The 13,831-nt window shown below is 43.4% G+C and carries 16 protein-coding genes; 14 read left to right on the forward strand and 2 right to left on the reverse strand.

Features of this window, described 5'->3' with window-relative positions; translation table 11 throughout:
• Nucleotides 1-236: 236 nt before the first annotated feature.
• The 7 genes from PN470_RS18905 (at nt 237) to PN470_RS18935 (ending at nt 2,429) form a co-directional block, all read left to right on the forward strand.
• Nucleotides 237-509: a BrnT family toxin gene (locus PN470_RS18905; protein ID WP_016514663.1), complete on the forward strand. Its 273-nt coding sequence runs from the start codon at nt 237-239 to the stop codon at nt 507-509.
• Complete coding sequence (locus tag PN470_RS18910; RefSeq protein ID WP_272104936.1) at nt 496-747, forward strand: hypothetical protein; 252 nt, start codon at nt 496-498, stop codon at nt 745-747. The genes PN470_RS18905 and PN470_RS18910 overlap by 14 nt, the downstream gene beginning before the upstream one ends.
• A gap of 190 nt (nt 748-937) precedes the next feature.
• A complete protein-coding gene (locus PN470_RS18915; RefSeq protein ID WP_272104937.1) occupies nt 938-1,153 on the forward strand; it encodes a hypothetical protein in 216 nt (71 codons plus the stop codon).
• Between the two features lies 1 nt (nt 1,154).
• Nucleotides 1,155-1,472, forward strand: coding sequence for a DUF4258 domain-containing protein (locus PN470_RS18920; protein WP_002755280.1), 318 nt, complete (start codon nt 1,155-1,157; stop codon nt 1,470-1,472).
• The gene (locus tag PN470_RS18925) at nt 1,411-1,689 is read left to right on the forward strand and encodes a YgiT-type zinc finger protein (protein ID WP_002779215.1); all 279 of its coding nucleotides are present in this window, start codon (nt 1,411-1,413) and stop codon (nt 1,687-1,689) included. The genes PN470_RS18920 and PN470_RS18925 overlap by 62 nt, the downstream gene beginning before the upstream one ends.
• A 135-nt stretch (nt 1,690-1,824) precedes the next feature.
• A complete protein-coding gene (locus PN470_RS18930; protein ID WP_016514661.1) occupies nt 1,825-2,109 on the forward strand; it encodes a hypothetical protein in 285 nt (94 codons plus the stop codon).
• Nucleotides 2,106-2,429: a hypothetical protein gene (locus tag PN470_RS18935; RefSeq protein ID WP_016514660.1), complete on the forward strand. Its 324-nt coding sequence runs from the start codon at nt 2,106-2,108 to the stop codon at nt 2,427-2,429. Before PN470_RS18930 ends, PN470_RS18935 begins: the two co-directional genes overlap by 4 nt.
• A 206-nt stretch (nt 2,430-2,635) precedes the next feature.
• Here the strand turns inward: PN470_RS18935 and PN470_RS18940 are convergent, their stop codons facing one another.
• Complete coding sequence (locus PN470_RS18940) at nt 2,636-3,403, reverse strand: ABC transporter ATP-binding protein (protein ID WP_103113430.1); 768 nt, start codon at nt 3,401-3,403, stop codon at nt 2,636-2,638.
• A 373-nt stretch (nt 3,404-3,776) separates the two neighbouring features.
• On the opposite strand from PN470_RS18940, the gene PN470_RS18945 reads away from it, so the two are divergent.
• The 5 genes from PN470_RS18945 (at nt 3,777) to purH (ending at nt 11,817) form a co-directional block, all read left to right on the forward strand.
• Nucleotides 3,777-4,853 carry an AI-2E family transporter gene (locus PN470_RS18945; RefSeq protein WP_272104940.1) on the forward strand — a complete coding sequence of 359 codons (1,077 nt, stop codon included), beginning with the start codon at nt 3,777-3,779 and terminating at the stop codon, nt 4,851-4,853.
• 941 nt (nt 4,854-5,794) lie between these two features.
• Nucleotides 5,795-8,722, forward strand: a complete 2,928-nt coding sequence (locus tag PN470_RS18950; protein WP_272104938.1) for a bluetail domain-containing putative surface protein — start codon at nt 5,795-5,797, stop codon at nt 8,720-8,722.
• A 1-nt stretch (nt 8,723) separates the two neighbouring features.
• Nucleotides 8,724-8,984: a hypothetical protein gene (locus PN470_RS18955; RefSeq protein WP_002793277.1), complete on the forward strand. Its 261-nt coding sequence runs from the start codon at nt 8,724-8,726 to the stop codon at nt 8,982-8,984.
• A gap of 168 nt (nt 8,985-9,152) precedes the next feature.
• On the forward strand, nt 9,153-9,866 hold the full coding sequence (locus PN470_RS18960; RefSeq protein WP_272104939.1) for a polysaccharide deacetylase family protein: 714 nt from the start codon (nt 9,153-9,155) through the stop codon (nt 9,864-9,866).
• A gap of 415 nt (nt 9,867-10,281) precedes the next feature.
• Complete coding sequence (purH, locus tag PN470_RS18965; protein ID WP_271937540.1) at nt 10,282-11,817, forward strand: bifunctional phosphoribosylaminoimidazolecarboxamide formyltransferase/IMP cyclohydrolase; 1,536 nt, start codon at nt 10,282-10,284, stop codon at nt 11,815-11,817.
• Between the two features lie 71 nt (nt 11,818-11,888).
• Here purH and PN470_RS18970 read toward each other — a convergent pair whose 3' ends face one another.
• Nucleotides 11,889-12,782, reverse strand: coding sequence for a hypothetical protein (locus PN470_RS18970; protein ID WP_016517364.1), 894 nt, complete (start codon nt 12,780-12,782; stop codon nt 11,889-11,891).
• Nucleotides 12,783-13,053: 271 nt separating this feature from the next.
• Between PN470_RS18970 and PN470_RS18975 the strand changes: the two genes are divergently transcribed.
• Together PN470_RS18975 and PN470_RS18980 are read left to right on the forward strand one after the other, a co-directional pair.
• Complete coding sequence (locus tag PN470_RS18975; protein ID WP_002739824.1) at nt 13,054-13,272, forward strand: hypothetical protein; 219 nt, start codon at nt 13,054-13,056, stop codon at nt 13,270-13,272.
• Complete coding sequence (locus tag PN470_RS18980) at nt 13,269-13,538, forward strand: type II toxin-antitoxin system RelE family toxin (protein ID WP_271937535.1); 270 nt, start codon at nt 13,269-13,271, stop codon at nt 13,536-13,538. The genes PN470_RS18975 and PN470_RS18980 overlap by 4 nt, the downstream gene beginning before the upstream one ends.
• The last annotated feature ends 293 nt before the right edge of the window (nt 13,539-13,831 follow it).

The raw sequence follows: 13,831 nt of genomic DNA on the forward strand, positions 1-13,831 counted from the left end.
GTAATTCTTGGGCTGCCCATTTCTCCATTTTTTTTGCTCACCTCCACCTTGATTCCTTCTTTCAAAACTATACCTATCAATCGTTTCCCCTTTTTTTAAGTTTCTTCTCTTTTTGTTAAGAAAGATCTGACTAATCGATAGCTTATCAAGGGGGGCAGGGGGGATCGAACCTAAAATCCATTTTTAATTTAATTATAACCAGCTACTTAACAAAAAATTGCTGATACAATATTTTCATGCAGTTTGAGTGGAATAAAAACAAGGCAGTAAAGAATTTATCCAAGCACGGAGTTTCCTATGAGGAAGCAAAAACTGTTTTTGATGATCCTCTCTATGTTGACTTCTATGATCCAGAGCATTCTGAGAGCGAGGAACGATATCTGATTGTTGGCGAGTCAGATCGAGGGCGATTGTTAATTGTATCCTATACTGAAAGAGGAGATGTAATTCGACTCATCAGTGCAAGGGAAGTGACGCAAACCGAACGAGAAGCTTATGAAGAGGGATGAGCCAGAAATGGAAGATGATTTACGGACAGAGTATGACTTGAAGCACCTCCGAGTTAGAAAGTTAGGCTCTGGAAGAAAAAGCTTTGATGGAGTCACTGTGCGCTTGGAGCCTGATGTCGCGGAAATGTTTCCCACTGCTGATGCGGTTAACGAAGCCTTAAGATTGTTGATCAGAGTAATGCGAGATAACAAAACTGTTGCTTCTACAGTACAGGCTAACCTAAAGGCTGAGTCCTGACAAAATGCAGGGCGGGATTGAGTATTTATAAGAAAGCGAAGGGAATGGCGAATAAAGCTATAGTCTCGAATTAGATGCGATCACGCTATATTTGTAGAGGGCGATCGCTTTTTTGTTATGATGGTAGGAGTGTGGATGAATGAAGCAAAATTGAAAATCTATTTCGACGCTTGAATTGAGGAAAATTACTATGAAAGTTAAAACAGATTTGACGATTCCTGAGATTGAGGAAATTAGCAAAGAGGGAGTTAAAGCTCTTGTAGAGAGATTGGGAATTGCTAAAGCGGCTTTCTTTCTAAGAGAAACAGCATCCCAACCTCTAAATTATTTAGAAACTAAAGATCAGTTATTTGGTGAAATGACAGCGACGGATATTTACGCTCAAAGTAAAGGCGGCTATCACTGAAATGATTGAGGAAATTCGTCAAAAAGTTAGACAAAACCAATTGGAATTTTCTCAACACGCTGTCAATCAAAGTATCCTGCGTCAGATCAGTGTTCAAGAATTACGGGAGGCGATGGAACAAAGCGAAATTATTGAAGATTATCCGGCTGATAAGTATGGTGCAAGCTGTTTACTTTTGGGATTTACTCTAATTAATAGAGCCTTACACATTCATTGTAGCTATCCCTCTCGCCCTTTGCTCAAAATTATTACCCTATATGAACCCGACCCAAATTTATGGATTGATTTTAAATCAAGGAGAACACCAGATGTCAACTAATTCTAGACAAGAAACCTTAATTGAACAAGAAGTTACCTATACTCTTGAAATCAATGGCAATTTTTTCATTATAGAAAATGTCCCCGCTAGAGTCTGTGTAGAAACGGGAGAGCGTTTTTTTGCACCAGAAACTGTCGAACGCTTGCAGGAAATTGTCTGGGAAAATAAGCGACCAAAACGGGTAATTGAAACACCAGTATTTGACTTTGCTAGTTAGTGTTTAATAGAAAACTGGCAAATCGAGCAACAATTGAAGTCTTAAATTAGGGGCGATTGCGCTATATTTGTAGAGTGTGATAGCTTTTTTGTTTATAATAGTTAAAGACACGATAAATTGATTCAAGTCAAGCCCATGCCACTAACTCTTAATTTAACATCGGAAATCGAACAATATCTCAGCCAAAAAGCGAGGGAGAAAGGTCTTTCTCTAGAAGCTTATGTCCTAAAGTTGCTCAAGGATACTATTTTAGAACAAGAACAACAGACCAAACTGGTTAATTTACTTCAATCTTGGATTGATGAAGAAGATGAACAGGAACAACAAGAAACCGGTGAATATTTAATCGAAGCACTCGATCAAGATCGTTTATCTGAGCGTCCTTTATTTCCGGCTCACTTAAAGGGAGTAACTTGGTGAATAGAGTAGTTTTATTAGATACGGGAATTATCGGTTTAATTACTAATCCTAAGCGAGCGCCTGAAAGTCTAGCTTGTAATTGTTGGCTACAAACACTAATTAAAGCAGGTATTAGGGTTATTCTTCCAGAAATTGCTGATTATGAGGTGCGTCGAGAGTTGTTACGCGCTAACAAGATTAAAGGAATTAAACGACTGGATGAGTTAGCATGGGTTACGCTACCGCTAACCCATCCTACAAATAATTGTGCGTCCGTACTTATGACAAAATATCGATCGGGAGAAACTTTAACTCTTTTTTTGACTATCTCTGGTAATTAAATAATCATTGTTAAGTAGCTGGTTATAATTAAATTAAAAATGGATTTTAGGTTCGATTCCCCCTCAGTCCTAGAGTTGATTCATAGTAGGGTTGATTCATGAATCAACCCTACCCTTAGTCCACCCTTGATCAGGGTGGTGTCTGATAATTTTTAACGCCTACCTACTTATCTCCCATTAACCTGAAGAGGAATTATCTAAAATCCTTATTCATCCCCTAAATAAGCTTCAATCACCGCGCGATTCTCCCTGACTGTAGCTGGATCTCCCAAAGCGATTAACTTACCGAAATCTAACACGGCAATGCGATCGCATAATCCCATCACTAAAGGCACATGATGTTCGATTAACAGGACGGTTAGAGCTAAATTATCACGAATTTGTCGAATTAGCTGACTTAATGACCCCTTTTCGCTGGGATTCATCCCGGCTGCCGGTTCATCGAGGAGTAATAACTGGGGTTGCAAAGCTAAAGCGCGGGCAATTTCCAAGCGTCTTTGATCACCATAGGCTAAATTACGGGCTTTTCGATTGCTCTGGTCGGTTAATCCGACTAAATCTAATAATTCCCCCGCTCTTTTGTAGGTTTTTTCCTCCTCCCTTCTCGAAACTGGTAAACCCAAAATTCCCGTCCAGAGATTGGATCTATTGTGAATATGTCCAGCGATCGCTACATTTTCTAAAGCCGATAATTCACCAAATAAGCGCAAATTCTGGAAAGTCCGGGCAATTCCTGCCTGAGCGATCTGGTGAGGACGATAATTCGCCAGACTGTCGCCTTGATAAATTAAATCACCACTGGATAGGGGAATTAAACCAGTGATCAGATTAAATAAAGTCGTTTTTCCCGCCCCATTGGGTCCAATTAAGCCAAAAATCTCGTTTTTTTGTACCTGAAAGCCAACCCCATCCACAGCGACTAATCCCCCAAATCGACGGGTGGCTCCCCGCACTTCTAATAAATTTGTCTGCATCATTGTTAAGTAGCTGGTTATAATTAAATTAAAAATGGATTTTAGCTTCGATCCCCCCTGCCCCCCTTGATAAGGGGGGTGTCTGACAACTTTTAACACCTACCTACTTAATAGATTAAATTAGTCGATTTTACTCGATCAAGACTATTTAAGGTAAGCATTGCACCGACCCAAAAAATATTTGTCAGGAGATTTACCCTGAAAGAATCAGTTTTAAAGATTTATCGGGCAATTATTTTGATGAGGAAATACTTTACACAATCCTGACCAGATAAGCAAGACGGCTGACCACTACTAGCGAATCACTACCGATAACGAAAAACTGCCATAATTGCAGCAATGTCCTCATCTAGCCAAAAGGCGATCGCTATTGATGAAAAATGACGCTAAAATTATCGATCTCGTCATCCGGCTGTTTTTTCTCGGCCTGTTGTTATTTGCTGGTTTTACCCTGCTGCGTCCCTTCCTAACCATGATCCTCTGGGGAGCAATTCTGGCGATCGCTTGGTATCCGCTCTTTCTCTGGTTAAAAAAGTTACTCGCTGGCCGGGCGAAACTGGCCACAGTTCTCCTCACCCTACTTTGTCTAGGGATTATTATCGGTCCGGTGAGTGGCATTGCAGCGGTTCTGGCGGGTAATCTGCGAACGCTGGCCGAATATATCGATACCGGTACGGTGCTGATTCCCCCTCCCCCCGACGATCTGGCCACCTGGCCGCTGATTGGCGAAAGGATTGCCGGTCTCTGGCAGCAGGCATCGGATAACACGGGTCAATTTTTTCAACGCTTCGAGCCACAATTAAAAGAACTGGGCAAAATATCCCTTTCCCTAGCCACCAGTACCGGTCTGACGGTGCTGAAATTTATCGCCTCGATTCTGATTGCGGCGGCCCTCACCCTCTCGGCTAAAAATCTGACTCACCTGATGAACCGGTTAGCGGAAAAGATTGCCCCAGGTCGAGGCATCGCGCTGGCCAGTCTAACCGCCTCCACCGTCCGCAATGTTAGCCGTGGTGTTATTGGCGTTGCTATTATCCAGAGTCTTTTGATCGGCATCGGTTTAGTGACGGTGGGAACCCCTGCGGCAGGTTTATTAACTTTCCTCACCCTAATTTTGGGCATTCTCCAAATTGGCCCTGGTTTGATTGTCTTGGGGGCGCTCATTCACGCTTGGGTAACACTACCCCATTCCATCGCCCTATTATTTACCCTCTGGATGATTCCCGCCACCTTGGTGGATAATTTCCTCAAACCGATCTTAATGGGGCGCGGTCTGCCCATTCCCATGGTGGTGATTCTGCTAGGGGTGTTCGGGGGAGTGATCGCCTACGGGATTATCGGTTTGTTCGTCGGACCGGTTCTGCTCGGTCTCTGCTACGAGTTAGTCAGGGCTTGGATTGGCGAGGATAGCCCCGAATCGGTGGCCAATAGCCATGATCAGCCAATCTAAGGGCGGATAGAGCTAATTTTTACCTTAATCTTTCCAGGAAACTTAGGAAAAAAAGATTAATTTAGCCACGGTTCCGGTTAAGCAGATTGAGGTAAAAGTAGGCTCATCTAAAGGTAAGATTTCTTCAGTTGGTGACAACAAGCAATCAAACATCAGAAACCAGACTGAAGTGAGGAGAAGGTTTGATTTAAGCAATAGGTATTGATTTGAATGTGGCGGCTGGTTTATTGTAAGAAGATAAAGGTGTATATTTGGCTGGTAATTAATAGAAAAATAAATAAAATTACTGATTTATATTTAAAAAATGTAATTCGCAAATCAGTTAAAAAACCATGAAAAAGTTTACCATTTATTGAACAAAAAATTACTTTTTATCTCCAAATATTACCCATTTATTGTCTCCGATAAACCTAGTATATTTATTAGTGTTTATTGTTTATACAAGTCTTGCTAGGCAAGGTTTTAAAGACTATATTTTAGAAAATTATTTCTATTCTTCTCCCTTACACACAGAAACAATAAGAGGCGATTTATCCACTTAATTATCTTTTCTATAATTGGGCTACAGTTTTTGGAAAATAGTCTTAGTATTTACTCTGTTGATTGAGAAACCCTGACCTAGTAAGCTAGGACGCATTTACGCAACGAATTTTAACTGCGTCTCAAGGAGTAATTTAAATGCACGGGCAGCTTAATACTTTCACGTTTTTTCATTCTCAATAATACTTTTCTTGTTGCTGTGACTCATCAGGCTCTTGGATAAATTTAAGAAAAAATTTATTTTTTCCTAGAACTTGTCTGTTTATAATATAAGCAAACAAGAGATTTAGCCCCAAGGCAGAAAAGTTGGGCTGGTCTTTTTCCCTAACCATAAACAGAAACAATCCAACACCCCCAAGTAATTGACCGATTAATTTTCGGAAAATGGGGTGTGTGTGGTGATGAAGACAACACAAGTAAGTTCCGATTTATCTAGTACAGATATGCCATCTCTAGAAGATTCTTTGAGTTTTGATGGAGCCTTCCCAATCACCTTTGATTTAACAGGTTCCGACGATTTAACTGTATCGAGGGAAACGCCTCCCTTAGGAGTCCTGAACTCTGACCCCTCCCCATCTACAGTCTCCTCTGAGGCCCCCACGGTTCCAGTCTCCCCTGCTGCTACGAGTCAAGTGGTCTTTCCCGCTTCTCTTAGTATTGACTCTTCTGGTTATCTCACCAGTCCAGCGCCGAGTCCTGCCTCTGTACCCACTACCGCCCCCGTCACCACCAGTCCAGGGTTGGGTCTTGTCTCTGTACCCACTGCCGAGGGATGGGATTCGAGGGTTAATCAGGACAATCTCACCCAGAAAACTGGAGAAACCCATATCACATACTGTTACTCGTGCGGTCAATACCACAGTAGCAAATTGGGACTGCAACCTCTAAGCTCCTTGTCTCCTAATGCTCCTCAAGGGACGCGAGACTATCTGTTACCCCCCAAGACGGTTAACTACTCAAGTCTCATCTCGGTTATAGAAAATACAATCTCTATTAAGCCACGAAATACACCAATTCCGAAATTTGCAACCGTAAACACTCAAGGAAGCTTTGACTTCACAAGCATTTCCAATGCAGAAGTCTTTAATCTCAGTTCCAATCCCTTCTCTTCCAAGACTATTTATCTGGATTTTGATGGCTACAACACATCGGCCACTGCTTGGAATGCCACATCCTTGGGTGCTGACCGCATTTCTTCTATAGCTGTCTTTTCTTTGGACTCAATCGTCAGTACGGCATATTCACAAGCAGAATTTGATGCAATTAAGGAAATTTTCCGTCGGGTAGCTGCTGACTATGCACCTTTTGGTGTCAACGTAACAACGAAAACACCAACCTTTGATCAGATTACTCGGTCTAGCACAAGCGACAGTGCTTATGGGACAGTTGTGTCTATTGGGAACATTGGTAGCCAATGGTCGGGGGCTGGGGGAATTGCCTATGTTGGCATTTACGATCTCGTTGATACAACTAACTATTACAAACCTGCGCTTGTGTTTCCAAGTCGCTTAGGAACTGCAAAAAATATCGCAGAAGCGGCTTCCCATGAGGCTGGACACAATCTCAATCTTAGTCATGACGGTCAGGGTTCTACCGAATACTATACAGGAGGCGGCTCAAGCCCTGGCTGGGCACCTATCATGGGTGTCGGCTATTCCAAGCAGTTAACGCAATTCTCGCGCGGCCAATACTCGAATGCGACAAACACTGAAAATGATTTTCTCCAGATTAGGGGGGAAGGAATCGGTCGCTATGTTGAAGGGACTCCGAATACGGATCTAGCTAGTGCTCAGACGATTACCCTAAATTCCACTGGTTACGGTGGGGCCTTTGAATGGATTACACTAGCATCAGATGATGGTAATACTGGGATAGACTATGATTACTTCAAATTTACCGCCCCTGCTGCTGGAAGCGTAAACATTTCAGTCAATAATGCTCTAATTTTCAGCAAAGATGGTACCAACTTTATTGGCGAAGACCTGCCAGCTGGATATGGAAATCTGCATCTTGATGCCCAAATCCTTAATGCAAGTGGAGGAGTTCTCGCGGATTGGAATAACAACGCATTGGTTGATGTCACTGGATTAACTTATTCGGGACTGGTAGCCGGGCAAAATTACTTTGTCAAAGTTGGTCCTAACTCAACGCTTCCGGATCAGTCCTTTGGTGAAACAACTTGGGGAAGTTTGGGAGCCTACGCCTTACGTATTCAGGCTGACACCAAATCAATCTCGATCGCCAAAACCACCGACGGTAACGAAGCCGGTTCCGTGAGCAGTGTCTTTACCCTCACCCGCACCGGCGACCTCTCCAGTGCCTTAACGGTTAACTACACCCTTGCCGGTACGGCCACTCCAGGTGTTGACTACACAGGCACTACTCCCAGCAGCGTCACCTTTGCGGCAGGTTCCTCCAAAGCTACCATCATCCTGCCCACCAAAGATGACCTCTTGAGTGATCCCAGTGAAACCATCATCACCAAAATTACCGCCCCCGTCGGCTACACTATTAGTGGCCCTGACAACGCTACGGCCACCATTCTTGACAATGATGGTAACGCGGCCAATAACAACTTGGTCGGGACAAGCTTTGCCGATGCCCTGGCTGGAGTGGGAGGTAATGACACCCTCAGCGGTTTAGGAGGCAACGACACCCTCGATGGTGGGGCCGATAACGACACTTACCTCTTCGACACGGATATGGTCTTGGGTAGCGATCGCCTAATTGATGCCTCTGGAATCGATACCCTCAACTTTGCGGCGACTACAACTAAAACCATCAACCTCAATCTCGGCAGTACCGCCGCCCAAACCGTCACCGCCGGAAATCTCACTCTCACCCTAGCTAGTGCCACTGCCTTTGAAAATGTTATTGGTGGTAGCCTCAACGACAACATCGTCGGCAATACTCTGAATAATTCTCTTACCGGTGGTCTTGGCAAGGATAGTCTGACGGGAAGTACGGGATTGGATACTTTGAACTACAATTCTCTAGGTGAGTCGCTGCTGAGTGGCTTTGATGTTATTCAAGGCTACAGTGGCACGGGTGCTAGTCTTGATCGCATTAATGCCCCTGCGCCTATTGCACCAATCACTTTGACCGCATCGAAAGGCACAGCTACTGCTTTAACCGAAGCGGCGATTCAGTTGGTCTTGACTAATGCGGCCTTTGCTGCTAACACTGCGGCGGCCTTTAAAGTGACAGGACAAAGTGGTACTTTTATCGCTCTCAATAATGGAGCGGCCGGTTTCCAAGCCGCTAGTGATGCGATCATTCAACTGAGTGGTTACAACATTGCTGCCGCTACACCAGTGGTAGTGATCTAGATTGAGAGATCATTTAAGTTTGCAGGCAGTAGGAGACTCTTCTCCTACTGTTGGGGGTCTTTCAAATGTTCATAGGGTTTTTATCTGGATTATCTCAGCTTTCAAGCTACCAGCATCCGATCGCTCGGCTTTAGGAGAAAAGGCTCACCGGTTTGGTAGTTGTCATCAGCGTCTGGGATTAGCTGCGGCGATCGTGACCACTACCCTATTTTTACCCGCAGTCGCTATCCTCAGTTTTGTCGCTGATGCAGAAACTGAATAAAATGCGTAAATATCTCCTGCATCAATAATCTTTGGCCTGTAGTCGCTAATCTTTACTTCTCTTCTCATGCTAAATCTGGTTATTAAAAACTGATTATCTATAGCTCCTTTTGCCCCTTGCCTCTTGCCTCTCCTGATATGTAGCCTATACTCAACGGATTTAGTATGAATGAGCATTGCCAAATTAATTATCTCGATCGTCGCTCGACTTTTCCCCAGGGCAATTTTCTATCAACCGACAGGAGAGAAAATTATCGCCCTTACTATCGATGATCTACCCACTCCCAACGATCTGGAAGGAAAATCCACCGATCGCATTTTAGCGGCGATCGCCGATCATAATCGAGAAAAAGCCAGCCCAGCAACTGCTGTCAAGGCGACTTTTTTTCTGATCACGGGACACCTACAACCGAACTCCACCTTGATTGAGAGCCTAATCGCCCAAGGTCACGAAATCGCTAATCACGGCACCCAGGATCTGCGTACCAGTCAACTGGCTGCCGACGCTTTTGCCAGTCAGTTTCGGGAAGCTAACGATATTTTAAGTCGTCTTGCAGGTCAAGAGCTGCGCTGGTATCGTCCCGGTCAAGCCTTCTATAATCAATCTATGCGCTCGTTTTTGGGGACATTTCCAGGCTATGAGTCCCGATTTGCCCTCGCTTCCATGATTCCTTTAGATACCAGAAAAGGAACGAATCACCCTCAATTTACCACTTGGTATATCTCGCAATTTATTTTCCCCGGGGCGATTTTAGTGCTTCACGGTGGCTCCCCCGAAAGAGATGAAAATACGGTGCTCGTGCTGAAGAATTTATTAGGGAAATTACACGATCAAGGTTATCAGGTGGTGACTCTCAGCCAATTAGTTGATCACAAACGTTAAGTAGTTGAACAAAAGTAAAGTTAACTGTAGGGTAAGGAGTCAGTCGTCAGTAAGAATTCCGGCAATTTACATTTCTATAAGATAGACAACAGAATTTATGTCCGACTACTTATTAGCTGATTTTCTCGGCATTAAAGACAAAAAAAAGATGATGGGAATCTGACAAGATTGGGCGATGAGTTTTGCTGAGGGGTTTTTATCAATCTAGAGGGACTTGTTGACCCCGAACAATCCTGTATTTTTTTAACAAGTCAGACCAAATCTTTCTGGGAGGACTTTAAAAATTGCCTTGGCATAAGTTGATATTTGAGAGAGGAAAATATAGAAGTCGCTGATTATTTACTAACCTACTTTTTTTAATTTTTAACGGGTTAGGACTGAGATATACTGAAATGGTTGCTTATAGATCACTACTATGGGACGTTTAGCGCTGATCAGCGTGACTGACAAAACCGGAATAGTTGACTTTGCCCGTCAGCTAACAGAAGAGTTTGATTTTGAAATTATTAGCAGTGGAGGAACCGCCAAAACACTGCAATCGGCGGGGATTCCCGTGATTAAAGTGGGAGAATACACAGGATCTCCTGAAATCTTGGGCGGAAGGGTGAAAACTCTCCATCCTCGCATCCATGGCGGTATTTTGGCTAGACGGGATTGGCAATCAGATTTAGCGGAAATGGAGGCTAATCAAATTCGTCCTTTTGATTTGGTGGTGGTTAATCTCTATCCCTTTGAACAGACGATCGCTAATCCTGAGGTTACCACCGCTCAGGCGATCGAACAAATCGATATTGGCGGTCCGGCGATGTTACGCGCCTCGGCTAAAAATTTCGCCCATTTGACTGTCATCAGTAACCCGAAGTATTACGAGCAGTATTTAAGCCAATTACGGCAAAATAACGGCGAAATCTCCCTGGAATTCCGTCAAAAAATGGCGGGGGAAACCTTCGCCTTAACCAATGCCTACGATGGTGCGATCGCATCCTATTTCGCCAGCTTAAACGGGGAAACGACTCGCTTTAATTTGGCGGGAAATGCCCTGCAAACCCTGCGTTACGGCGAAAATCCCCACCAAAGTGCCACTTGGTACGGCAGCGGTACAATGGCTCAAGGTTGGGGAAAAGCGACCTTATTACAGGGAAAAGAACTAAGTTATAACAATTTAGTCGATTTAGAAGCAGCCCGCCGTTTAATCGCCGAATTCGGCAGGGAAGAACCAGCCGCTGCTATCCTGAAACACACTAATCCCTGTGGTGTGGCGATCGGTGGTAGTTTAGTGGAAGCTTATACTAAAGCTTTTAACGCCGATGCTATCTCGGCTTTTGGGGGTATTATTGCCCTAAATCAAGCCATAGATGAAGCAACCGCTAAAGAATTAACGAAAACCTTCCTAGAATGCGTGGTTGCCCCCGATTGTAGCCCTGAAGCCCGAGATATCCTCGCTAAAAAATCAAAGGTGCGGATTTTATTGCTGCCGGATTTAACCACGGGAGAAAAACAAACAATAAAAGTTATCGCCGGCGGTTTTCTAGTACAAGCGGCCGATGACGTGGTAGAAACCCCGGAGGAGTGGCGCGTGGTGACAGAAAAACAACCCACTGCCGCACAATTAGCGGAATTACTGTTTGCTTGGAAGGTATCTAAGCACGTTAAATCTAACGCTATTGTGGTGACGAAAAATAAAACTACTTTAGGGGTTGGTGCAGGGCAAATGAATCGCGTTGGTTCGGCGAAAATTGCCCTTGAACAAGCAGGGGAAGCGGCCAAAGGTGGCTATTTAGCTAGTGACGGCTTTTTCCCCTTTGATGATACTATTCGCACGGCGGCCCAGTTTGGCATCGAGGCAATTGTTCAACCAGGAGGTTCTTTAAAAGATCAGGATTCGATTAATGCCGCTAATGAGTTAGGTTTAATTATGGTCTTAACAGGCATTCGTCATTTCTTGCATTAATACAAAGTTAGGGTGTGTTGTTGCTTAAATTAACGCACCCCAACCAGTTATTAATTATCGGTTAATTTACCCTATTCAATAGTCTTAAATTTGCCAAAAGTGCGAGGATGACCAGCTTTTTGGGAACAAAGAAAATAGCGCGCGGGTTCGTAATGATTTTCAGCACTAAAAGGGGAACAGAAATGATCTGCAAGTAAATCTTCTCGCACGAAGAAAGCATTTACTCCCGAAAAACTACAACCCACCAGTTTATAACCCTGTTGATGACCAAGTTTTTCTAGAGCTTTCAAACTTGATCCCACATGACTATTATATTTCCATTGGTGACTAGGATTATACTGCATCACCCAACTGGATTCGGGGGGATAAATAGCATTATATTCGACAATTACCACCCGGGGACGATAATTAGTAATTGCTTGCCAGACCCAATAATCATTACCATCAATATCAATGGATAATAAATCTAATTCTGTCGGTACATTGCCCTCTCGAAACAAGTCTTCAATATTTGCGGCAGTGATGAAAGTATTTTTTAAAGTTAATTGTTGGTTAGCAATTAAATCTTTAAAAGATTGGCGAATACTTTTACAAAATCGCTCACTGCCTTCAATCCAATAACCTTGCCATCCTTTCACTAACAAATAGGCACTATTATTTTCTAAACCGTTACCAACTCCAAATTCCACAAAGAATTTATTTGTGGTTCCAATCCGATTAAAAATCTCGCTAATAATGCCATCTTCTCCCGCTTGGGAAAAAACCTTAAATTCGTAGCGGTTTAGTTTTTTAGGGTTATCATATTTTGGGTTTTTATGCAAGTTTTCTATCAGATAATTATCAATTTGTAACTCTGCTAGTATATCTTGATATTTTGAGGAAGAACTATTCAGAGACTTAAGGTTTTTAAGAATCTCTGGGATTGCTTGCCAAGGTGCTGCCATATTTTTGAGAAAGGTTTTCATGGATTTTAACTACAATTAACGAGTATTTTTGGATTCAATGGGTTGATTAGTGCGATGCCGAAGGCACTGCGTAGCAGCACGCCGATCTTGTAGGGTGTGTTTCCTAATCTGGATCCTACTGCTCCACCAATAGATTTTTGGGAACGCACCATGCCCATAGATTGAAGCTATGAGTTTAAGTGCGATGCTGAAGGCACTGGGTAGCAGTACGCCATCGCTGTAGCAACGTGGAGGCTAGAATATATTAAGCCCTATACGTTAGATGTTGTATATGACTGAACGACTTGAGCAGGCGATCGCCCAATTACAAACCTTGTCAACCGATCAACAGGAAGCGATCGCAACCCTAATTTTGGCAGAACTCGAAGAAGAAAAGCGATGGAATGACTCCTTTGCCCGCTCACCAAACTTGCTGGCTAAACTAGCAGCCGAAGCAATGGCAGAACATCGATTGGGCAAGACTCAAGAATTAGACCCAGAAACGTTGTGAAGTCTTGTACCACTGCTCGTTTTCGGGAGATGTTTGCAGATCTTCCAAAACCGATTCAAGAGCAGACCGGTAAAGCGTATCGGCAATTCAAAGAAGACCCAAGCTATCCCAGCTTGCGATTCAAGAAAGTCCATCCAAAGCTGCCCATCTATTCTGCACGCATCAATAGGGATTATCGTGCTGTCGGTCAATTAGAGGATGATACGGTGATTTGGTTCTGGGTTGGTTCCCATGCAGAGTACGATATGCTGCTGGATCAATTCTAGTGCGATGCCGAAGGCACTGCGTAGCAGCACGCCATCGCCGTAGGGTGCGTTCCCTAATGTGGCTCCTGCTGCTCCACCGATCGATTTTTGGGAACGCACCATGCACATTAGAACTCTTGCAAATTAATTATATGTTATAATGATCGGTTAACTAATAGAACTCTTGCAAATTAATTATATGTTATAATGATCGGTTAACTAATTTTCCCCAAAAAATTAGTTAATCAGTACATTCGTCCTGAATGAAAACTTGAAGTTTAACTTTTAACTCAAAACTCTTTAGAGCTGCTTTA

Source organism: Microcystis sp. CS-574 (assembly GCF_028329095.1).
GTDB classification, from domain to species: domain Bacteria; phylum Cyanobacteriota; class Cyanobacteriia; order Cyanobacteriales; family Microcystaceae; genus Microcystis; species Microcystis ichthyoblabe_A.